The following is a 20,699-nucleotide window of genomic DNA, read 5'->3' as shown; positions in this document are numbered from 1 at the left end:
CGGGCACCATGACGCAAAAAAGGCGGCCTCTTCGGCCGCCTTTTTCAGTTACTCCTGCTTTTCGAAATTCCCCTTCTCCTGACACTGGGGACATTTCTGCGGCTTGCACCGCCCTTCCTTGGTGAAGCCGCAGCTGCTACATTTCCAGGTTGCCATCACTGTTCTCCTTTCCCGTCGCCGTTCTCCAGCTTGATCTCTTCGACCGGACCGAACTGCGCCAGCGGCCGATCGAATTTTTTCTCGTCACCCACCACCACCGTCACCAGTCGGTCGGGATGGAGGTACTCCCTCGCCACCCGCAGCACGTCGTCCCGGGTGACCTTGGCAATCCGGTCGCGGTAGTTTTCCAGGTAGCCGGCCGGATAGCCGTAGAACTCGAGCCGTGCCCGCTGGCCGGCCACCACGTCGGCCCGGGTGAAGGCAAAGATGAATGAGTTGATCAGGGCATTCTTCGCCAGCGCCAGTTCGGCATCGCTGACCGGCGACCGGGTCATCCCGGCGATGATGTCGCGCATCAGGCCGATGGTCTTGGCGGTAGACTCCGATTTGGTCTCGGTTTCCGCCTCGAAGGTGCCGATAAAGCGGCGGCCGACATCGAAAGCGGCGTAGACGTTATAGGCCAACCCCTGGTTGGAGCGGATTTCGGTGGTCAGCCGCGAGGTGAAGCCGCCGCCGAGGATGTAGTCCATCACCCGGAGGGCGTAAAGATCGGGGTTGTTCTTGTCGATTCCCAGCTCGCCCATCCTGATCACCGACTGGTTGATATCCTTTTCGACGAACAGCACGCCGGGCCTTACCGTGCCGGTGGGCTCCGGGACCGCGGGGAAGGCGATCTTCGCCGGCTGCCAATCGGCAAAGACCTTTTCCAGGAGCGGCACCAGCTCTTCCTGGTCGATATCGCCTGAGACGGCGAGAATCACGTTATTCGGCCGGTAATAGCGGTCATGGAAAGCCACCAGGTCCTCCCGGGTGATCCGCCGCACCGAGGCGATGGTCGGGTAGCGGCCCAGCGGGTGGCCCGGATAGAGCGCCTTCTGCAGCTCCCGGTCGGCAACTCCCTTCGGATCGTCGTTCTGGCGCCGCAGCGCCTCGATGGTCCGATTCTTGGCCAGGGCGACCCGGTCTTCGCGGAAGGCGGGATGCATCATCACGTCGGCAAACAGCTCCAGGGTCCGGGGGAGATTCCGCCTGAGGCAGGCCAGGGAAACGTTGCCGGCGTCGCTGCCGATGCTCGACTCCACCGCCGAAGCCATGAATTCCAGCTCGGCATCCAGTTTCTCCGGTGCCAGGGCGGTGGTGCCGCCGCTCCGCATCACCGCGCCGGTCAGCCCGGCCAGCCCCACCTTGTCGGCCGGTTCGTAAATGCTGCCGACGTTGACTAAAGCGGTAATCGAAACGATCGGCAGCTCCCGGTCGGTCAAGAGGTGAACGACCATGCCGTTTTTCAGCTGCAGCCTGACTGTCTTCGGCACTTCGAAATTGAGCGGCGCAAAGGTCATGGTGCGGGGGTTGGCCTTGGGGGCCTCCGCCGCCAGGGCGGGCAGCGAGCAGCAGACCGCCGCGAACAGCACTACCAGCAAACGTGCGATGATTTTCATGCGTCATCCTCGTCAGATCGTTTTATTTTTGTTCCCCGGGAGCAGCCGCCTCCCGCTTGGTGATAAAGCCGACGGTCCGGTTCTCCCGGATGAAATATTTCTTTGCCACCCGCATCACGTCCTCCGGCGTCACCAGGGCCACCTTCTGCCGATGCTCGATCAGGTAGCGCCAGGTCCCGGCCACCGCCTCGTACTCGGTCAGATTGCGGGCCAGCCCGCCGTTGGAGATCATCTGCCGCGACTCTTCGTATTCCAGCTTGTTGAGGATCTGCTGCAGCTCCCGTTGGCTCAGCGGCTCCGTCTTCAACCGCTCCAGCTCCGCATAGATCGCCTCCTCCACCTCATGTACCGTATGGGGGGCACGGGGCGAGGCAGCAAAGCAGAAAACATTCGGATAACGGCTCCCCGGCGCGGAAAACGTCGATACTTCGGTGGCCAGCTGCTTCTCCACCACCAGTTTCTTGTAGAGCCGGGAGGTCCGGCCATCGGCCAGCACCATGTCGATCACGTCAAAGACGTAGTCGTCCTTGTCGGGCAGGGTCGGCTTGTGGAAGCCGATCAGCAGTTCAGGCTCCGCATCGGCAATGATCTCCACCCGCCGCTCGCCCTGCTGGGCCGGCTCCACCGTCGCCACCGGCGGCACCGGTGTCCCCGGCGGGATCGCGCCGAAATACTTCTCCACCAGGGCGAGGGTCTTGTCCGGATCGAGGTCGCCGACCAAGGCGATGATCGCGTTGCTCGGCTTGTAGTATTTGCGGTAGAACTCCTCCGCCTGGGTCTTGGTCAGGTTCTGGATGTCCGACATCCAGCCGATGATCGGCTGGCCGTAGGGATGGGCGTGGTAACAGGTGGCCATGAAGTTTTCCCAGAGCATCGACCCCGGTTCGGTGTCATAGGAGCGTCGCCGCTCCTCCATCACCACATCCCGTTCGGTATAGAACTCCCGGAACACTGCATTCTGCATCCGGTCGCTCTCGATCGCCGCCCACAGTTCCAGCTTGTTGGACGGCATATTGATCAGGTAGGTGGTGCCATCCTTGCCGGTCATTGCGTTGTAGCCGGTACCGCCATTCCGGGCATAGATCTCGGCAAACTCCTCCTTGACCACGTATTTGCCCGCCGCGGCTTCGAGTTCCTTGAGCTGTTTGCTCAGGGCATCGATCTTCGCCTGGTCGGCCTTGGCATGTTTCGCCTTTTCGGCGATCAGCTGTTGGGCGGTCGCCTCGATCTTGTCGAGAAGCGGCTTTTCGGCGGCGTAGTTGGTCGTGCCGAGGGTCTTGGTCCCCTTGAACAGCATATGTTCGAGCAGATGGGCGATCCCCCGCTCATCGCTCCGCTCGTCCACACTCCCCACCCGGAAGCGGATCCAGGCGGCCACCGTCGGCGAGGTATGCCGTTCCACCAGCAGGAGTTTCAGGCCGTTCTTCAGGGTGTACTCCCGAACCCGCCCCTCCAGCCCCGCGCCGAAGGCCGGCAAGGCAAAGAGCATCATCATGCAGCAGACAACCAATCTTACCGTTTTCATCAGCACCTCGTTTCGTTCAGCTTGAAAGGCCGGCACGGTCGGCAAACGATCCAAGCCCGGGTGATTTCCCGATCAGAACAGCGAAAACTTCACGTACCGCTTCGGATTGTCCTTAATGTCCCTCACCAGCAGATCCAGATCCTCCACCACCCTGTTCAACCGGTCGTAGAGCTGCTGGTCGGTGATCAGCTTGCCGGCGGTCCCTTCGCCCCGCTGCAATCGGTCAGACAACTCTTCGAAGCTTTTCAGCGAGGCGTCGGCCCGGTTGATCAGCGCCACGCCCCGGTCGTACATCTCCCGGTCGCCGAGCAGCTTGCCGACGGTCCCCTCGGGGGAGAGGAGCTTGCGATTCAGTTCCCGCACCTCGTCGGTGGCTGTGGAGGCCTGGTTGGCTACGGCCACCAGCTTGTCATAGAGTTCCCGGTCGTGGAGCAGCTTGCTCAGGGTGCCGTTGGACGACTGCACGTCGTAGAGCGTGGTGTCGGCCCGGTTGAGAATGTCCATCAGCTTGTCGTAGGGTTCGCGGCTCTTGTTGAGCATCCCGAGGGTCCCCTGGCCGTGGTTGACCGAGTCGGCAATGGTATTGAGTTCGGCGGTCAGCTTGACTAGGTTGTCATACAACTGCGGGTTCTTGGCGAAACGCCCGAGGGTTCCCTCGCCCCGCTCGGTGCTCGCGACGATGGCGTTGACCCGGTCGAAGGCCTCGCCGGCCTTCTGCACCACATCGTCGAGTTTCGGCAGAGTGGTGCCATGCAGCCGCTTCAGCGGCACCGTAACGAGGTGCCGACTCGGGGTGATGTCGACGTACTTCTCGCCGAGCAATCCCCGCGTCTTGACGGTGATGACCGAATCGGTGCCGATTTTCTTCAGGGCATCGTGCTCCACTTCCAGCACCACCTCGACGTCGTTGCTCTGCTCGGGATTCTCGAAATGGATCGCGGTGACGATTCCCACGTCGACGCCGGCCAGCCAGACCGGCGCCCCCGGTTTCAGTCCCGCCACATCGGTCATGATCACCGATAATTTGCCCTTTGGGACGAAGAACTTGGTCTTCTCCCCCATCAGCAGCACCCCGCCGGCAAAAAAGGCCAAGGCAATCAGGATGAAGATGCCCCCCTTGATCTGGGACCAGGAAATGTTGTCGCTTCGCTTCATCGGTCTCCTCTTCCGTTACCGTGATAGGCAACGCTCAACGGCCGCCCCCGGAAGAGGGAGCGGTCGCTGGGGGCCAGGAACTCGCAGATTTCCGGCAGATCGGCCTGCCGCAGCTCCGCCTCGGTCCCCTCGAAGATCAGGCGGGCATCGTGAAGGAAGGAGAACCGCTGGGAGACGGCAAAAGCGGTTTCCAGATCGTGGGTGACCATCAGGGTGGTCTTCCCCTCCGCCTGGAGACGGAGCATCAGATGGCGGATGTTGTAGACGCCGATCGGATCGAGGCCGGTGGTCGGCTCGTCGAAGAAGACGTAGTCCGGGTCGGCAGCCAGGGCCCGGGCAATCGCCACCCGTTTCTTCATCCCCCCCGACAGCTCGGCCGGGTAGAGGTTGATGCTATCTTCCAGGCCGACGAAGCCGAGTTTCTCCAGAACGATCCGCTCGATCTCCGCCTCGCTGAGCGTCCCTTCCTCGAAAAGCCGGTAGCCGACATTCTCGCCGACGGTCATCGAGTCGAACAGTGCCCCCCCCTGGAAAACGATGGCAATCTTCTTCCGCACCCGGATCAGTTCGCTCTCGCCCAACCCGCCGATCGTCGCGCCGTCGATGGCGACGCTGCCGCTGTCAGGCGGGATCAGGCCGAGCAGCAACTTGAGGATAGTGGTCTTGCCGGCACCGCTCTTGCCGAGGATGGTCCGGTTCACCCCCGGTTCGAGAAACAGGTCGAACCGGTCGAGAATTTGCCGCCCCCCCACCGAATAGGAGAGCTGTGTCATGCGGATGCCCCGTTCGTCAGCCAAAGCGGCCGTCTCCCTCCGTCACGTTTCCCGGCGTCAACGGAAAACGATAAAGATCTTGGTCAGGAAAAAATCGGTAACCAGGATCAGCACCGACGACAGCACCACCGCCCCCTTGGCGGCGGAGCCGACCCCCTCGGCGCCCCCTCTGGTGTTCAGCCCGGCGTAGCAGCTGATCATGGTGATGATGAAGCCGAAGACGAACGGCTTGGCCACCCCCTCGATCAGATCCTGGAAGACCATGAACTGGGTCAGGGACTTCCAGTACATCAGCAGGTTTATATCATAGCCGACGGCGATAAGATAGCCGCCGAGCAGCGATACGGCATCGGTGACGATGGCCAGAAGCGGCATCGCCAGCAGCATAGCCTTGAGCCGGGAACTGACCAGCCGTTTGACGATGTCGGTCCCCTCCACCCGCATCGCATCCACCTGCTCGGTCACCACCATCGTCCCGAGTTCGGCGGTAATCGACGAACCGACCCGGCCGGCCACCATCAGCGAGGAGAGCACCGGCCCCAACTCCTTGACCATGGTGACCGCCACCATCCCGCCGACATAACTGGTGGCGGCGAAAGGCTTGAGCTGAATCAACGCCTGGAGCGCCATCACCATCCCGGTGAACAGCCCGGTGAGACAGATGATGAACAGGGAACCGACCCCCACCTTGTCGAACTGGGTGGAAAATTCCCGGTAATAGTAGGGGCGGCGGAAAATGCGCACCACCGCCCGACCGGCGAGGCTGAAAAAGGCTTGGATTTCCAGGAGGGTAGATTTGGCCGTCTGTTCGAAAATGTTCAGGTTCATAGCATTGCACGGAGGTTATTGCAGCGCTGCCGCCAGCGCCTCGCGCACATCCTCCACAAAGATGAATTCCAGTTCGTTCTGCACGTCGATGGGGATATCCTCCAGGTTCTCGCGGTTGCGGGCCGGCGCCAGCACCGTCCGCACCCCGGCGCGCCGGGCGGCCAACACCTTTTCCTTGAGGCCGCCGATCGCCAGCACCCGCCCGGTCAGGCTGATCTCGCCGGTCATCGCCACGTCGCGGCGCGCCGCCCGCCCCGAGAGGAGCGAGACGATGGCGGTCACCATGGTGATCCCGGCCGACGGGCCGTCCTTGGGAATGGCGCCAGCGGGGACGTGGATATGGATGTCCGAGGATTCGAAAAGCTGCTCGTCGATCCCCCATTCGGCGCAGTTGGCCCGGACGAAGGAGAGCGCAGCCCGGGCCGACTCCTTCATCACTTCGCCCAGGGAACCGGTGAGGATCAGTTCCCGTTTTCCGGTCATCCGCGTCGCCTCGACGAAGATGATGTCGCCGCCGGTCTCGGTCCAGGCGAGGCCGGTCACCACCCCGACCCGGTCGCGCTCCGCCGCCACCTCGTTGAAGAACTTGCGCGGGCCGAGAAATTCGTCGACGGTCTCCGGGGCAATCGTCTCCCGGTGCGGTTTCCCCTGAGTGAGTTCCTTGGCGACCTTGCGGCAGACCGAGGCGATGTTCCGCTGCAGGTTGCGCACCCCCGCCTCCCGGGTATGATCGCTGATAATCTTGTAGATCGCGGCGGCGGTAAAGTCCGGAGGCGTCTGGGCCAAGCCGTTCTCCTCGACCTCCTTGGGGATCAGGTAGCGGACGGCGATCTTCTCCTTTTCTTCATCGGTGTAGCCGGCAAGGGAAAGCACCTCCATCCGGTCCTTGAGCGCCGAGGGTACCGGGTCGAGGAGGTTGGCGGTGGTGATGAACATGACGTTCGAGAGGTCGAACGGCACGTCCAGGTAGTGATCGGTGAAGCTGTTGTTCTGCTCGGGGTCCAGCACTTCGAGCAGGGCGCTGGCCGGATCGCCGCGAAAATCGAGACCGATCTTGTCCACCTCGTCGAGCATGAAAACGGGGTTGTTGGTGCCGCAGCGGTAGATCTCCTGGATGATCCGGCCGGGAAGCGCACCGATATAGGTCCGCCGATGCCCGCGGATCTCCGCCTCGTCGCGCATCCCCCCCAATGACATCCGGATGAACTTCCGCCCCAGCGCCCGGGCAATCGACTTGCCGAGGCTGGTCTTGCCGACCCCCGGCGGGCCGACGAAGCAGAGGATCGGCCCCTTCATCCGTTCGCGGAGCGTCCGCACCGCCAAGTATTCGAGAATCCGCTCCTTCACCTTCTGCAGGTCGTAGTGGTCCTCGTCGAGCACCGTTTCCGCCTGGTTGATGTCGTTATTGTCCTGGGTCGCCACCCGCCACGGCATCCCCGCCAGGTAGTCGAGATAGGTTCGCGACACGGTGTACTCGGGCGAGGCGGGGTTGATCCGCTCCAGCCGTTTCAGTTCCTTGTCGGCGATCCGCCGCACTTCGACCGGCATCCCCGCCGCATCGATCTTCCGCCGCAGGTCGATCATCTCCGCCGACCGCGAATCGTCCTCCCCCAGTTCCTCCTGGATCTGTTTCATCTGCTCCCGGAGCAGGAATTCTTTCTGGCTCTTGCCGACCCGCTTGGTCACCTCCGCCTGGACTTCCCCCTTCACCTGGAGCCGCTGCACCTCGGCGGTCAGGTGCATGTAGACCTTCTTCAGCCGCTCCAGCGGATCGATGGTTTCCAGAAGCTGCTGCTGCTCATCGAGGGAGAGACTGACGTAGAGGGCGACGAGGTCCGCCAGCCGCGCCGGATTGTCGATCAGGTCGATCATCTTCATCACGTCGTCGGGAAGCGGCCGGCCGTAGGAGAGGGCAATCTTCAGCAGGGCATTGAGGCTCTGGACGAGGGCGTCGGAAACCAGCGACTTCTCGACGAACTCGTGGATCGGCTCGCAGCGGGCATGGAGAGTCCGGCCGGCCCGCGACACTTCGAGCACCTGCACGCGGACCACCCCTTCGAGGAGCACCTTCCCGCCCCCCTCGGGGAGCCGGGTGATCTGGTCGACCTTGCAGAGGGTACCGACCTGGCAGAGTGGCGGAAGCTGGCCGGGGAGGGCTTCCCCCCTGGCCCGCACCAGCGCGACATACTGCTCGCGATCGAGCAGTTCCTCGAAATCCGCCAGTTCGTCGCCATTGAGGAACAGGGGGAAAATCATAAAGGGAAAGGCCACGATCTCCCGGAGGGGATAAAGCGGTACGAGGGAAGGCATGACGATTGAGGCGGTCTCGGGCATGGGTCGGCCCTCTGTGCGAAAACGGTCTGTTGCCGGGGCGGAACGGTACTGAAAGAGTAACCTCCGGGCCGGCTGCTGTCAAGGAACGGCAACCGGCCGCCGTGCCGACCGGGAGCGCGACGCACGCCGCCTCAGGGGGAGAGGTCGAGTGTTTCCCACTCCCGGTAGAGGCCGGCAATCCGGTCGGCCAGCGCCGCGTGTTCCTCGCCGGTCCGCCGGGCGGCTTCATGGTCCTGGAAGAGCGCCGGATCGGCCAGCTGCGCTTCCAGCTCCGCCAGGCGCGCCTCACCGGCCTCGATCTCGCCCTCCAGCTCGCTCTGGCGCTTCTGCCGCCGCTTCTCCTCCCGCTGGCGGACCTTTTCTTCCTCGCGAAGCCGCTGACGCTCTTCCTTCCCCGCCACCGGCGGAACGGTCGCCCCCCCGGCAACAACCGGCACCGCGCCGGCAGCCTCCCCTTTCTTGCGCAGGTAGTACTCGTAGTCGCCATGGTAGGAGGTCAGCCCGCCTCCCTCCACCTCGACCGTGCGGGTAGCGAGACCGTCAATGAAGTAACGGTCGTGGGAGACGAAGACCACCGTGCCGGCAAAATCCCGCAGGGCGTCGAGGAGCACTTCCTTGCTGAACAGATCGAGGTGGTTGGTCGGCTCGTCCAGGAGCAGCAGATTGGCGGGACGGAGCAGCATCTTGGCCAGGGCGAGACGGTTGCGCTCGCCGCCGGAAAGCACCGCTACTTTCTTGTGGATATCGTCGCCGGAGAAGAGAAAGGCGCCGAGGATGTCGCGCAGCTGGGGGACCATCGCGAAGGGGGCGTCGGCCAATAGTTCCTCGTAGGCGCTCCGGCCGGCGTCCAGCACCTGGGCCTGGTCCTGGGCAAAGTAGTCGACCACCACGTTGTGGCCGAGTAGCCGCTCGCCCCGCTGAAACGGCTTGCCGGCCAGCACCCCCATGAGGGTCGACTTGCCGGCGCCGTTGTGTCCGACCAGGGCGACCCGCTCCCCTTTCTCCACCGTCAGGGCAACATCGTTCAGCACCACCAGGTCGCCATAGGCTTTGGTGACGTTGCGCAGCTCGACGGCGATCCGGCCGCTCTTCGGCGGTTCGGGAAAGCTGAAACGGATCCGGCGCCGCTCCGGCGGCAGGACGATCCGCTCAATCTTTTCCAGTTGCTTGATCCGCGACTGGACGAGCGACGCCTTGTCGGCCTTGTAACGGAAACGGCTGATGAAATCTTCGATTTTGGCGATCTCTTCGTCCTGGCGGCGTTTCGCCTCCCGCAGCACCGCCATCCGTTCCTCCCGCTCCACCAGGTAGCGGCTGTAACTGCAGTGGTAGTCGGTAAGCGCATGATTCCAGACCTCGGTGATCCGCTGACAGACCTGGTCCATGAAGAACCGGTCGTGGGAGACGAGCATCACCGAATGGGGGTAGTCGACCAGATACCCCTCCAGCCAGTTGCGCGCCTCGATGTCGAGGTGGTTGGTCGGCTCGTCCAAAAGCAGCACGTTCGGCTTCTTCAGGAGCAGCTTGGCCAGGGCAATCCGCATCTGCCAGCCGCCGGAAAACTCGCCGCACTCCCGCTCCCGGTCCGCCGGTGAAAAGCCCAGCCCGTCCAACACCTTGCAGACCTCCGCCTCCATGGCGTAACCGCCCCGCAGGCGGAACTCCTCCTGGAGCCGGCCGAAACGGTCGAGCAGCGCATCATGCTCCGGCGCGGCGGCCGGCACCGCCGCCAGCCGTTCGGTCAGCTGCTGCAGCTCCCGCTCCATCTCCTGCAGGTCGGCCAGGGCGGTCATCGCCTCGGCCAGCAGCGGCCGGCCGCGAGTGGCGAGGCCATCCTGGGGAAGGTAGCCGACGGTAGCGCCGCGAGCAAAAATCAAGTCACCGCCGGAAAGCTCTACTTCCCCGGCAATGATCCGCATCAGGGTCGACTTGCCGGCGCCGTTTTCGCCGACGAGCCCCACCCGCTCCCCCTTCCGGAGATGCCAGTTGATCCCGGCAAAGAGCGTCCGGCCGGCAAAATCTTTCGTCAGATTTTTCAAATGCAGCATGTCGTAATCCAGGAAGCATCAGATGATCGATGGTCGTCATTGTAGGTTTTGCGTAACAGGCTTGTCAATCTTCCATCCCGACGGCGTTACGAAAAAACCAGATTTTTCTTATTAAAGCGAAGAAAATCTGCTATACTTTCTGGGTTTATTGCGCCTTCAACGCCCAACGGGCGGTTTGAATACCCATCGTGGCCGGACGGCTTTCGCCGTCGGTGGCCGACACTCTCACGGCCGCGGGCTCCTCCGGGAGCCGGCGGCCGGCAAAGGAACGTAATCAATGGCAAAAAAGATGCTGATCAATGTGATGCACCCGGAAGAGGCCCGGGTCGCCATCGTCGAGGACGGCCGGCTGGTCGACCTCGACGTGGAAATCGCCGGTAGCGAGCAGACGCGCGGCAACGTCTACAAAGGGGTAGTGGTCCGGGTCGAGCCGGGGCTGCAGGCAGCTTTCGTCGATATCGGGCTGAAAAAGCTCGGCTTCCTTCAGGTGGGCGAAATCCACCCCTCCTGGTGGCAGTGGCGGGACGACATTCCCGAAGAACAACGCAACCGCCGCCCCCGCATCCAGGAAATCCTCCGCCGCGGCCAGGAACTGGTGGTCCAGGTGGAAAAAGGCGAACGGGACATGAAGGGAGCCGCACTGACGAGCTACCTGTCGCTCCCGGGACGCTACATGGTGCTGATGCCCGGCAGCGATTCGAGCGGCATCTCCCGCAAGGTGGAGAGCGAGGCCGATCGGAAGAAGCTCAAGGAAAAGGTGGCCCAGCTGGAGATCCCGGAAGGGATCGGCTACATCGTCCGGACCGAGGCGCTCGGCAAAACCAAGACCGAGCTGGCCAAAGACCTCCAGTACCTCCTGAAACTCAGCGACAGCATCAACGAGCAGGCCGCCGTCACCAAGGGCCCCGCCCTGATCTACCAGGAGTCCAACCTGGTGATCCGCACCATCCGCGACTACTTTACCGCCGAGATCGACGAGGTGCTGGTCGACAGCAAGGATGTCTACAAGCAGGCCCGGGCATTCTTCAAGGAGACGATGCCCAAGTTCGAGAAACTGGTCAAGCTCCACCAGGAGAAGCGGCCGATCTTTTCCCGCTACCAGATCGAGGAACAGATCGACCTGATCTACGAAAAAAAGGTGCCGCTCAAATCCGGCGGCTCGATCGTCATCGAACCGACCGAAGCCCTGGTCTCCGTCGACGTCAACTCGGGGAAATCGACCGGCGAGAAGGGGGTCGAGGATACGGCCTTCAAGACCAACCTTGAGGCAGCCGAAGAAGTGGCCCGACAGCTGCGGCTCCGCGACCTGGGCGGGCTGATCGTCATCGATTTCATCGACATGCGGGATAAGAAACATATCTCCGCAGTGGAAAAGACCCTGAAGACCGCCCTCAAGACCGACAAAGCCCGGGTGACCGTCGGCCGGATCTCCCAGTTCGGCATCCTGGAAATGTCCCGGCAGCGGATCAGGCAGACCCTGGAGCAGGGGAGCACCCTCGAATGCCCCCATTGCAGCGGCCGGGGAAAAGTCAAATCGGTGGAGAGCATGGCCCTCTCCTTCCTGCGCAAGGTCCACGCCGCCGCCGCCAAAGGAACCGTCGCCGAAGTCCGGGGCGGTCTGCCGCTAGAAGTGGCATACTACCTCCTCAACCGGAAAAAGCGGGAACTGGCCCAGATCGAAAACGATTACGACATCGAGGTGACCGTCAAGGGAAAACCGTCCTTCCTGATGAACCAGCTGGAGCTGGAGCTGGAGCGGCGGGAACGGCCGGCCCACCTGGAAAGTGCCCCGGCGAAAACCGGCGAACCAGCCGAGCCGAAAGCCGAGACGGTCGAGGAACCCATCGAGACGACGCCGGGCGAAGAGGCAGCGACGACGGAAGGGACCGAAGGGAAAAAACGGAAGCGACGGCGAAGCAAGAAGAAGCCCCGGGGCGAAGAAGCCGGGGAACCGGCAGCCAGCGAAGCCGCCCAGCCGCTGACGATGGAGGAAGAGGAAGAGGCGGCGGGCGAAGCGGCCGGCGAACCGGGTGGCGAAGAAGCGTTGCCGGCCGAGCAGGCCGCAGAAGAGACCAGGAAGAAGCGGCGGCGCAAACGGCGGCGGAGCAAGAAACCCCAGGCGGAGCAATCTGTGGAAGAGGGCGCGGCACCTGCCGAGGAAGAGCCGGCAGCTGAGGCCACTGCCGAACCGCTCCCCGTCACGGAAAGTGCCGAGAGCGGCGAGGACGTGAAAAAGAAGAAGCGGCGGCGCAAGCGGCGCCCCACCAAACGGGGAGCCGAAGAAGAGAGCGCCGGCGGGCCGGAAGCTGCCGTTGAGCCCCCGGTGGCTGAGCCCAAGCCACTGGTAGCCGAGCCCGAGCCACCGGTCGTCGTGACGCCGCCGGTAGCCGCAGAAGAGCCGCCGGCAAAAAAACCCCGGGCTCCCCGGACCAGAAAGAAACCGGCACCGGCAGCAGCTGCCGCCTCCGCCGGCGAACCGGAACCTGCGCCGACGACTGAACCCGCGCCGGAAATGACGGAAGCTGCGCCGAAGAAAAAGCGGGCGCCGCGCAAGAAGGCAACGGCCGACGCAGCCCCGGAACCGCCGCCGGCTGAAGCGGCAGCGGCAGAAGCGGTAGAGCCGGCCCCGCCGCCGGCCAAAAAGCCCCGCGCCCCGCGGAAGAAGAAAGAGCTGCCACCGGCTGACGGGGAGTAGGACGGCGGACAGTTTGCCGGCAAGGAGGAGAGCTGATGGAGTCGATCGCCGCCTGTGTTGTCGCGCTTGCCCTCTTCGCCACCGCTACACCGCTTCGGGCAGCAGGACTGGAAGAACTCTCTCTCTACCCTTCAATCCAGTACTTTACCTGGGAAGAGTTCGACCGAGCTGACAGCCGGATCGTCAAGGAAGAAGGGCCGCTCTACGGGCTCGGCGTCGCCATGAAGGCGGACTTGGCCAGCAAGGTCCTGTTATTGACGGGCAAAACGGAAATTTTCGGCGGCGAGGTCAAGTACGACGGGGCGACGCTCGCCGGCGCTCCTGTCCGATCGAACGTCGATTACGTCGGGATCAATGCCGCCCTTGACCTCGGCTACCGGCTACAGGCACACAACCTGTCACTGGAGCCGTTTGCCGGACTCGGTTACCGCTGGTGGCACCGGGAAATCCAGGCAACCGTGATTTCCTCGACCACTACCGAGGAATGGGACATCCTCAGCCTCCGTCTCGGTGCCCGAGGAGAATGCCGGCTTTCCCCAGCGGCCAGGCTGTTCATCGCCGGCGGCGCCAAGTACCCCTGGTTCAACCGGAATGTCGCCAATCCCGACGGCGGCAGCGACGAAACGTTTCACCCCGGACGCAAATGGTCGGCCTTCGCCGAAGCCGGCGGGCAGTTCGGCCGGATTCGCCCGGCATTTTTCTATGAAGGCTTCCGCTTCGGCGACTCTCCCACCGTCGGCTCGTTCTACCAACCCCGAACCAACGCCGATATTGTCGGCATCAGCGTCGGTTTCGCCTTTCGCTGATCGTCCTAGCCATGCCGCAAAGACTTCGCCAGCTGGCTGCCCCCATTGTCCGGCGATATCGCTGCCGCCTGTATAATTTTTCCATGCACACTTCAGATCAGCACAAAAGCCGCGTTTTTTCGATCAGTTGAGAGAACGGCCCGGTTTCCACATCTTTCCTCTCCGGAAAAGTCGTATAGCAGGGTAATACACTACGTAAGCCGCTGTTTTCGCCACACCCGCCACGCCAATCATTTTCTTCGCAAATTCGAATAATTAGATATTAACCCCACAAGCCTGTCGTTTTGGCACAGCCGGTGCAATTTCGAAAACAACATATTTTCATCACTAATACATAACAGTAGGATTACCATGTCTTATCCAACGCAAAAAGAATTCCTGAACGGCAATGAATTCGGTGCGGGGCTGCCGGTGAGCAGCGGGACCGGATTCGAGGATTTTCTCTTTGCCGCCTTCACCTTTATTGGCATTGTCATCGTCATCTGCCAGTTCATCCCCGGCATCATGCTCTGCACCTCCCTGCTGAAGAATCTCTTTTCGTTCTCGCGGGTCGAGATCAAACCAGCCCGGCTCAAACACGGCGAGTCGCACTGACGATCTGCCGCCCGGCGGCAGACTGTTGGAGGTAGCCATGAAAACGAATCTTGCCCAGGCAATCGCACTCGTTCTGGCCGGCGCCGCTCCCGCCAGCGCCGCCAATGGGATCACCGACGGCTTTTCCGGGGTTTTCCTCTGGGTATTCTGCGGTTACTGCGCCATCATCATCGTCACCCAGACAATTGCCGCCCTGCACTCGCTGGCGGAGAATAGTCGTCACCGGCCGCCAGCACCGGCCGAAGTCGAGCCCCCCAAATCCTGACCGCTTCTCCCCTTCCTGCCACCACTACCGGCCGGCGGTCATCTCTCCGTCGGAACGGTAGCGGTGTGCCCGCCGCCAGCCCTGACAATCCTCCCGGATGTGGTACAGTTTAGCCATGATCAGCATAGAAACAGCTCGCGGTTTTTCCGTTAGCGCCCATCGCGTCGAAATCGTGGAACGGAAAGGGAGAGGCCATCCCGACTCGATCTGCGACGCGGTAATGGATGCCATTTCCGTAGCTCTTTGCCGAACCTACCGGGAGCGGTGCGGGCGGATTCTCCATCACAATATCGACAAGAGCCTGCTGGCCGCCGGCAGCGTCGAGCGGCAGTTCGGCGGCGGCCGGGTAATCAGGCCAATGGAGTTCGTCATCGGCGATCGGGCAACCTTCGCTGCCGCCGGCGAGGAAATCCCGGTGGCGGAGATCGCCATCGACACCGCCAATCGCTGGCTGCGGGAAAATCTCCGGTTTGTCGATCCGGCAAAGCATGTTCGCTACCGGATCGTCCTCGCCCCTGGCTCCTCAGAACTGGTCGACATTTTTGCCCGGCCGGGAGCGGTCATGGTTGCCAACGACACCTCGGCGGCGGTCGGTTACTGGCCTCTTTCCCCTACCGAGCGGGCGGTTCTCGACCTGGAGAGGTTCCTTAACGGTACCCGCTTCAAAGAGCGCTTCCCCGAAAGCGGCGAGGATGTAAAGGTGATGGGACTACGGACGGGAACCGACCTGACAATGACCGTGGCGATGCCGCTTATCGCCCGTTTCGTCCATTCCGAAGCTGACTACTTCGACCGCAAAAAGGCAATTGGCCGGGAGATTGGCGAATTTCTCGCCGGACTCCCCGGATTCGGCCGGCGCACCTTCCACTTCAACACCCTCGACGAGACGGGACGAGGGCTCAACGGCATCTATCTCAGCCTGCTCGGCACTTCGGCGGAAGACGCCGACTCCGGCCAGGTCGGTCGCGGCAACCGGGTCAACGGCATCATCGCCCTGAGCCGCCCGCTCGGCAGCGAAGCGACGGCAGGCAAAAACCCGGTGAGTCACGTGGGAAAGATATACACGATCCTCGCCCACCAATTGGCCAGAGAAATCTGCGAGGAAGTTGAAGGCGTGGCAGAGGCCACCGTCCTGCTGCTCAGCCGGATCGGGACCCCCATTGATCGACCCGCCATGGCGGCAGCCCAGCTTCGGCTGCAGCGGGGGCTTCGGCTTGCCGATGCCTCGGGGCGGGCACGGGAGATCATTGCCCGGGGGCTGGCGGGAATTGGGGATTTCTGTCTCGAACTGGCCGAAGGGCGATATCCGGTCTGCTGAGAGGGGAACTGCCATACGCAGGCCGACTGCGGGGTATTTGCGGAGCAGCCGGTCCGGCACGGCGAGAGGAGCCGTTAACCGTCGGGCAGGAAATCTTTCCTACCAGCGGAGGACCGGCTTGATATTCTTCGGGGTAAAATTTTCGCCGATCCGCCACCCCTTGCCCGGCACATAGAACGGCTCGAAGCGATAGGCGATGAACCCGAGCAGATCGAAAGGATCGGGCAGTTCGGGATCCACCCTGACCACCCGGAAACCGACCAGATCGCCGACTTCGGGGAAACGCACCGCCTCCTTCAGGGTGCACGCCCAGATTTCTCGACCGCCGGCGCGATTGGCCAGCCTGATCCGGAAATAGTGCTCCCCCTCACCGCCGGTCCGCCCCTGCTCTTCAACCAGCGCCGGGATAACCGCCTCGATAAGGAGCCGGTTCTCAAGGTGATCGCAGGCATAGGCAAAGGCGGCCGAGGCGTCCTCGAACGTTAGCGGTTCAGCCGGTTTTCTGCGCAGCCATCCGAACACGGGCCCTCCCGCAGGCCGTCAGGCCTACCCCTCGCCGCTTCTGGGCGGCAGCTACAGCTCTTGAATTTCCCGAGCCTTGAGAAAGACCACCAGCGCCCCGCTTCCCCCCATATTTCGCGGTGCCGGGGCAAACTCGGCAACCATGCCCCGCCCTTTGTCACGGAGCCAAGAAACAACCGCGCCCTGCAGGACCGGCTCGCCCGGCGAATTGTTCCCTTTGCCGGTAATGACCAGCACGGCCTGCTGCCCCCGGTTGTAAGCCCCGCCGATGAACCGGGCCAGGCTGTCCAGCGCTTCATCTTTGGTCAGCCCGTGCAGATCGAGCTCCAGGTCGACCCGGATCGTCCCCTTTTTCAGCTGGCGCAACCGGTTGGCCGCCTGGCCGTGTGAATCGCTCCGGCCTTTTTCGGGAAACTCGTCCGCAAAGGTGACGTCGAGTTTCAGCTGACGCACCGCATCAAGAAAAGCCCGTTGGTCGGCATCGTCTTTCTCGGGGGCGGCGACGGGAACCTCACCGCTTTTCCGCTGATTCTTCGGCGGCTGGGAGTGGAGGCGGCGAACATCGCTGACCGCCCGGAGAAACAGGGCCGTCTCGTCGGGCTCGGCAGCAATGGCCGGCGGCGGCGCCGGTTTGGCGACGGGCTTTTCCGGCGGCGGGTCAATGTTCGCTCGCACCCCTTTCAGGGCGGAAAACGGCTTATTGGCCAACTCTTCGCTCTTCTTTTTCTTGCTTCCGGCGCTTTTCTTCATGTCATGTCATCTCATCACAGATCTCGAACCGGCGCGACAGACGGTCAGGGCGCATCTTTCGGGATGAGAATGATCTCGATCCGCCGGTTTTTCGCTTTCCCTTCTTCCGTGTCGTTGGAAGCCACCGGCCGATACTCACCGTAAGCCACCGCCGAAAGGTTCTCGGGCGAAAGACCCTGGCTCTGGAGATAGCGGGCGACATTGATGGCCCGGGCTGCCGACAACTCCCAGTTGGTCGGGAATTTCTTCGTCAGATTGCCGACGATCTGGACGTTGTCCGTATGCCCTTCGATCCTGATCGCCTTATCCTTGACATCCTTGAGGATGTCGACAACTTTCGACAGTACTTCCATCCCCGCCGGCTTTACTTCCGCCTTGCCGGAATCGAACAGGATGGCGTCGACCATATTGACCGTCAGCTTCCCCTTCAACTCGGAGATCGTCACCTGCCCCTGGGCGATCTCACCCTTCATCCGGTCGAGCAGGTCCTCGTAGGTCTTGCTTACCTCGCGGACCTTCTCTTCCTTGGCCTTCTGCAGGTTGGCGATATCTCCCTTCAACTGGTCGTTTTCGCTCTGCAGGTCGGCGACCTGCTGCCGCAAGTCGGCGACATTCTGGGAAAGGGTGTCCGACTTGGCCTTGAGCACCTTTTCCAGTTCCTTGTTATCGGTAGTCAGCTTCTCCTTGTCTTTGGCAAGACCGGCCGCTTCATCTTTCAGGGCCGCCAACTGTGTCTTGAGTTGTCCGTTTTCCTCACTCAGCGCCTTGTATTTGTCCCGCAGCGCCGACAGATCCTTTGTCAGCCCATCGGCCTCTTCGACTTTTTTCAGGTAGGTACTCTCTTTTACCAGGCAACCGCTGAGGGATGCCGCTGCAAGCGCAAGCATAACCAGGAAAGCAAACCGTCTCATCATCGTACTCCTCCTCCTTGACCGGGGAAAAAACACCGCCGGGCGGCCAAGCGCCGCCGGCGAGGATATGACAAAATATACACTGCCGGACCGACCGCCGCAAGCAACGACAGGGCAGAAGCCGGAACGAAAAAGGGGACCAGCGGTCCCCTTCCGTCAACGGTTATCAACCATCATGGGCAGCCATTATCTTCTGACGATCCGCCGCTTCATTCCACCCATGGCGGCCGCCTGCTGTTTCATGATCACACTCTGGCGCTCCAGGTGGAACTGCAACCACATTTCGCCGTACCCCTTCATCTTCATCTTTTTCCCTTCCTGCAGAGCGTCCAGGCTGGCCTTCAATTTCTCGTCGCCGGGCAGCTTTTTCAGCCCCCGCTCAAGTACCTGCTTGGCCTGGCCGAGGTCATCGCATTCGGTCCAGCAGTAAGCATAAAGGCTCCAGAGTAGCGACTCCTTGCCGCTCCATTGCACGGCCTTCTCAAAGGTTTCCTTCATCTTGTCGCGCTTGTTCCGCTTCATGTAGCTGATCGCCAGCATCCCCATCGCCACCCAGTTCTTGGGAAACGACTTTTCGAGGTAGGGGAAGGCGTTGGAAAAATCGCGTTTCAGATAGTAGACCATACCGATCTGGGAGTTGATCTGCCCCTCGACGTACATCTGCCACTTGCTGTACGCCAGCGCATCCTTCAGTTCCCTGATCGCTTTCTCCACCCGCTGCCCCTGGAGATCGCGGTTGGCGGTTTCCATGATTGCCATCACCTTCTTCATGATCAGCCGAGAAATAAGGAGAAAGGCGCCGGCAAAAAGCAGCATGCCGATCAGGACTGCCCACCACCACGAGAGGCCGGTAACGATCAGGATCGCAATCACGGCGAGGGCGACGCCACCGGAGATCAGAAAATTGTACATATCGGTTCGTTTCCTTTCAGATCAGACGAAAAAAAATAGTCGAAGAACTGCTCCCGCGGGGAGAAACCACCTTGGGCAGCCATGCTGCCGTAAAGCGCTAGCCGTTCTCCTCGGAACCGGCCACGGGAACAAGCGCCCCTTTCTTTTCCACATATTTGGCAACGATGATCCGTTTACCGGGCCGCAGGGCGAATTTCCCCTTGAGGTTGTTCCAGGCCGTGAGAATCCGGGTGGAGATATTGAAGCGCCGGGCCAGGGAGTGAATGGTATCCCCGCGCTTGACGGTATAATACTTAGTGAAGCCCTTACTCCTCGCCGGAGCCGGGGCGGGGGCTGCGGCCCGAGCCACCTTCGCCTCGCCCTCGTGTTCGCCGGCTGCCACCATCACCGGCACCAGCAGCGTCCGCCCCCGGACCTTGTGCCCGAGACGAATCTTGTTCACTTCGGCCAGGGTCTTCGCCGTAGTGCCGAAACGGCGGGCGATCGATTCGAGGGAATCCCGCTTTTTCGCCCGGTACCGGGTATAGGTGATCCGTTCCTTGTAGCGCTCATCTTCGGGGAGCTTGAGGTAGGCCTCCTCGAACAGCGACTTCTTCCCCTTGGGGATTTTCAACTGGTAATCGGGGTAGTCCGGAGGGGTACAGCCACGACGCAATTCCGGATTCAGTTCCTTGATCGTCGCCGGGCTGACGTCGCACAGGTTCGCCACGACATCGAGGTCGGTCCGCGACGGGATGGCGACCGCATCAAACTCGACGGGCGGCAGATAGGCCACGTCGGCGAAGCCGTAGCGGGCGGGTTCCTTGGCAATGATGGCGGCCGCCAGAAGCTTCGGCACATAATCCTTGGTTTCCCGTTTGAGGTAGGACCCCTTGGAGATTTCCCAGAAATCACGGGTGTTGTACCGGTCGATCGCCTTGAGGATCTTGTTCTCCCCCGCGTTATACCCCGCCGCCGCCAGATACCAGTCGTTGTTGAACAACGCATAGAGTTCCTTGAGGTACAAGGCCGCCGCCACCGTCGATTTGAGCGGATCGCGCCGTTCGTCGATCCAGTGGTCGATCCGGAGCGAATAGCGCTTGCCGGTGCCGGAGATGAACTGCCAGGGGCCGACAGCGCTGGCGACGGAAACGGCATGGGGGGTGAAACCGCTTTCGATCATCGCCAGGTAGACGAGGTCCTCGGGAAGGCCGTTCGCGTGCAAAACCTCTTTCATCATCGGGATGTAGCGCTCGGAGCGGGAGAGCCAGCGGGCAAAGGCCTTACGGCCGGCCGTCTGGAAATAGGTGATGAAATATTCGACCTTGCTGTTGAGGGTCAGGGGGATATCGGCGTCCGGCAGTTCTTCTTCGGGAATCTTCAGCTCGAAATCGTCCTGTCCCCCCTCCTGGCCATCGCCACTGACCAGGTCGCGCATCGGCGGTTCCAGCAGGTTTGCCCGCAGACCATCGCCGGAGAGGGAGGCAACCTGGGACCGGCGGGTGCCGTCGGCAGGTTGAGTGCCGGAGAGATCGGGAAGCAGTTTGGACGAACCGAGGGCGGTCAATTCGCTGAGCGGTGCCGACTGAATTTCGACCGCCTGAACGGAACATACGGGGAGAACAGCTATGGAGAACAGAACCAGAAATCGTTTCATAGGGGTACCTTCCGCGCACGACCAGGGGG

General features: G+C 62.1%; 18 protein-coding genes. 5 read left to right on the top strand and 13 right to left on the bottom strand.

The genetic code is table 11. The annotated features are described in order from the left end of the window. Nucleotides 1-48: 48 nt before the first annotated feature. The 8 genes from QMN23_RS04750 to QMN23_RS04715 all read right to left on the bottom strand — a co-directional run bounded on the left by QMN23_RS04750 (nucleotide 49) and on the right by QMN23_RS04715 (nucleotide 10,261). Nucleotides 49-156, bottom strand: a complete 108-nt coding sequence (locus QMN23_RS04750; protein WP_282002198.1) for an RCKP-type rubredoxin-like domain-containing protein — start codon at nucleotides 154-156, stop codon at nucleotides 49-51. Continuing rightward, nucleotides 156-1,598, bottom strand: a complete 1,443-nt coding sequence (locus tag QMN23_RS04745) for a M16 family metallopeptidase (protein ID WP_282002196.1) — start codon at nucleotides 1,596-1,598, stop codon at nucleotides 156-158. The genes QMN23_RS04750 and QMN23_RS04745 overlap by 1 nt, the downstream gene beginning before the upstream one ends. A 22-nt stretch (nucleotides 1,599-1,620) precedes the next feature. Continuing rightward, nucleotides 1,621-3,123, bottom strand: coding sequence for a M16 family metallopeptidase (locus QMN23_RS04740; RefSeq protein ID WP_282002195.1), 1,503 nt, complete (start codon nucleotides 3,121-3,123; stop codon nucleotides 1,621-1,623). Between the two features lie 72 nt (nucleotides 3,124-3,195). Continuing rightward, nucleotides 3,196-4,278: an MlaD family protein gene (locus QMN23_RS04735; RefSeq protein WP_282002193.1), complete on the bottom strand. Its 1,083-nt coding sequence runs from the start codon at nucleotides 4,276-4,278 to the stop codon at nucleotides 3,196-3,198. Then, on the bottom strand, nucleotides 4,275-5,075 hold the full coding sequence (locus QMN23_RS04730; protein WP_282002192.1) for an ABC transporter ATP-binding protein: 801 nt from the start codon (nucleotides 5,073-5,075) through the stop codon (nucleotides 4,275-4,277). The genes QMN23_RS04735 and QMN23_RS04730 overlap by 4 nt, the downstream gene beginning before the upstream one ends. Before the next feature lie 33 nt (nucleotides 5,076-5,108). After that, the gene (locus tag QMN23_RS04725; protein ID WP_282002190.1) at nucleotides 5,109-5,879 is read right to left on the bottom strand and encodes an MlaE family ABC transporter permease; all 771 of its coding nucleotides are present in this window, start codon (nucleotides 5,877-5,879) and stop codon (nucleotides 5,109-5,111) included. A 15-nt stretch (nucleotides 5,880-5,894) separates the two neighbouring features. Beyond that, a complete protein-coding gene (gene lon, locus QMN23_RS04720; RefSeq protein ID WP_282002188.1) occupies nucleotides 5,895-8,213 on the bottom strand; it encodes an endopeptidase La in 2,319 nt (772 codons plus the stop codon). A gap of 131 nt (nucleotides 8,214-8,344) precedes the next feature. Next, the gene (locus QMN23_RS04715; protein ID WP_282002187.1) at nucleotides 8,345-10,261 is read right to left on the bottom strand and encodes an ABC-F family ATP-binding cassette domain-containing protein; all 1,917 of its coding nucleotides are present in this window, start codon (nucleotides 10,259-10,261) and stop codon (nucleotides 8,345-8,347) included. A gap of 277 nt (nucleotides 10,262-10,538) precedes the next feature. Here QMN23_RS04715 and QMN23_RS04710 point away from each other — a divergent pair, with 277 nt between their 5' ends. The 5 genes from QMN23_RS04710 to QMN23_RS04690 all read left to right on the top strand — a co-directional run bounded on the left by QMN23_RS04710 (nucleotide 10,539) and on the right by QMN23_RS04690 (nucleotide 15,939). After that, nucleotides 10,539-12,956 carry an Rne/Rng family ribonuclease gene (locus QMN23_RS04710; RefSeq protein WP_282002186.1) on the top strand — a complete coding sequence of 806 codons (2,418 nt, stop codon included), beginning with the start codon at nucleotides 10,539-10,541 and terminating at the stop codon, nucleotides 12,954-12,956. 35 nt (nucleotides 12,957-12,991) lie between these two features. Continuing rightward, nucleotides 12,992-13,762: a hypothetical protein gene (locus QMN23_RS04705; RefSeq protein WP_282002184.1), complete on the top strand. Its 771-nt coding sequence runs from the start codon at nucleotides 12,992-12,994 to the stop codon at nucleotides 13,760-13,762. Nucleotides 13,763-14,113: 351 nt separating this feature from the next. Then, nucleotides 14,114-14,356, top strand: coding sequence for a hypothetical protein (locus tag QMN23_RS04700; protein ID WP_282002182.1), 243 nt, complete (start codon nucleotides 14,114-14,116; stop codon nucleotides 14,354-14,356). Nucleotides 14,357-14,393: 37 nt separating this feature from the next. Further along, a complete protein-coding gene (locus QMN23_RS04695; RefSeq protein WP_282002181.1) occupies nucleotides 14,394-14,621 on the top strand; it encodes a hypothetical protein in 228 nt (75 codons plus the stop codon). 115 nt (nucleotides 14,622-14,736) lie between these two features. Beyond that, nucleotides 14,737-15,939 carry a methionine adenosyltransferase gene (locus QMN23_RS04690; protein ID WP_282002179.1) on the top strand — a complete coding sequence of 401 codons (1,203 nt, stop codon included), beginning with the start codon at nucleotides 14,737-14,739 and terminating at the stop codon, nucleotides 15,937-15,939. A 99-nt stretch (nucleotides 15,940-16,038) separates the two neighbouring features. Here QMN23_RS04690 and QMN23_RS04685 read toward each other — a convergent pair whose 3' ends face one another. From QMN23_RS04685 to QMN23_RS04665, 5 genes are all read right to left on the bottom strand, one after another. Next, the gene (locus tag QMN23_RS04685; RefSeq protein WP_282002177.1) at nucleotides 16,039-16,461 is read right to left on the bottom strand and encodes a hypothetical protein; all 423 of its coding nucleotides are present in this window, start codon (nucleotides 16,459-16,461) and stop codon (nucleotides 16,039-16,041) included. Between the two features lie 51 nt (nucleotides 16,462-16,512). Then, nucleotides 16,513-17,211, bottom strand: coding sequence for a Smr/MutS family protein (locus QMN23_RS04680; RefSeq protein ID WP_282002175.1), 699 nt, complete (start codon nucleotides 17,209-17,211; stop codon nucleotides 16,513-16,515). A 44-nt stretch (nucleotides 17,212-17,255) separates the two neighbouring features. Then, on the bottom strand, nucleotides 17,256-18,125 hold the full coding sequence (locus QMN23_RS04675; RefSeq protein ID WP_282002173.1) for an OmpA family protein: 870 nt from the start codon (nucleotides 18,123-18,125) through the stop codon (nucleotides 17,256-17,258). 183 nt (nucleotides 18,126-18,308) lie between these two features. Then, nucleotides 18,309-19,034, bottom strand: coding sequence for a hypothetical protein (locus QMN23_RS04670; protein ID WP_282002171.1), 726 nt, complete (start codon nucleotides 19,032-19,034; stop codon nucleotides 18,309-18,311). 97 nt (nucleotides 19,035-19,131) lie between these two features. Continuing rightward, nucleotides 19,132-20,670, bottom strand: coding sequence for a lytic transglycosylase domain-containing protein (locus QMN23_RS04665; protein WP_282002169.1), 1,539 nt, complete (start codon nucleotides 20,668-20,670; stop codon nucleotides 19,132-19,134). Nucleotides 20,671-20,699: the final 29 nt, after the last annotated feature.

It is taken from the genome of Geotalea uraniireducens (assembly GCF_027943965.1).
Classification (GTDB): domain Bacteria; phylum Desulfobacterota; class Desulfuromonadia; order Geobacterales; family Geobacteraceae; genus Geobacter; species Geobacter uraniireducens.
Note: the sequence above shows the minus strand (reverse complement) of the source record. Positions and strands in the feature narration are given on the sequence as shown.

Excerpts from the sequence above, each read along its gene's own strand:
- QMN23_RS04740 (WP_282002195.1), bottom strand. The coding sequence starts at position 3,123 with ATGAAAACGGTAAGATTGGTTGTCTGCTGCATGATGATGCTCTTTGCC.
- QMN23_RS04735 (WP_282002193.1), bottom strand. The coding sequence starts at position 4,278 with ATGAAGCGAAGCGACAACATTTCCTGGTCCCAGATCAAGGGGGGCATC.
- QMN23_RS04715 (WP_282002187.1), bottom strand. The coding sequence starts at position 10,261 with ATGCTGCATTTGAAAAATCTGACGAAAGATTTTGCCGGCCGGACGCTC.
- QMN23_RS04680 (WP_282002175.1), bottom strand. The coding sequence starts at position 17,211 with ATGAAGAAAAGCGCCGGAAGCAAGAAAAAGAAGAGCGAAGAGTTGGCC.
- QMN23_RS04690 (WP_282002179.1), top strand. The coding sequence starts at position 14,737 with ATGATCAGCATAGAAACAGCTCGCGGTTTTTCCGTTAGCGCCCATCGC.
- QMN23_RS04700 (WP_282002182.1), top strand. The coding sequence starts at position 14,114 with ATGTCTTATCCAACGCAAAAAGAATTCCTGAACGGCAATGAATTCGGT.
- QMN23_RS04675 (WP_282002173.1), bottom strand. The coding sequence starts at position 18,125 with ATGATGAGACGGTTTGCTTTCCTGGTTATGCTTGCGCTTGCAGCGGCA.
- QMN23_RS04670 (WP_282002171.1), bottom strand. The coding sequence starts at position 19,034 with ATGTACAATTTTCTGATCTCCGGTGGCGTCGCCCTCGCCGTGATTGCG.
- QMN23_RS04725 (WP_282002190.1), bottom strand. The coding sequence starts at position 5,879 with ATGAACCTGAACATTTTCGAACAGACGGCCAAATCTACCCTCCTGGAA.
- QMN23_RS04705 (WP_282002184.1), top strand. The coding sequence starts at position 12,992 with ATGGAGTCGATCGCCGCCTGTGTTGTCGCGCTTGCCCTCTTCGCCACC.
- QMN23_RS04750 (WP_282002198.1), bottom strand. The coding sequence starts at position 156 with ATGGCAACCTGGAAATGTAGCAGCTGCGGCTTCACCAAGGAAGGGCGG.
- QMN23_RS04695 (WP_282002181.1), top strand. The coding sequence starts at position 14,394 with ATGAAAACGAATCTTGCCCAGGCAATCGCACTCGTTCTGGCCGGCGCC.
- lon (WP_282002188.1), bottom strand. The coding sequence starts at position 8,213 with ATGCCCGAGACCGCCTCAATCGTCATGCCTTCCCTCGTACCGCTTTAT.
- QMN23_RS04665 (WP_282002169.1), bottom strand. The coding sequence starts at position 20,670 with ATGAAACGATTTCTGGTTCTGTTCTCCATAGCTGTTCTCCCCGTATGT.
- QMN23_RS04710 (WP_282002186.1), top strand. The coding sequence starts at position 10,539 with ATGGCAAAAAAGATGCTGATCAATGTGATGCACCCGGAAGAGGCCCGG.
- QMN23_RS04745 (WP_282002196.1), bottom strand. The coding sequence starts at position 1,598 with ATGAAAATCATCGCACGTTTGCTGGTAGTGCTGTTCGCGGCGGTCTGC.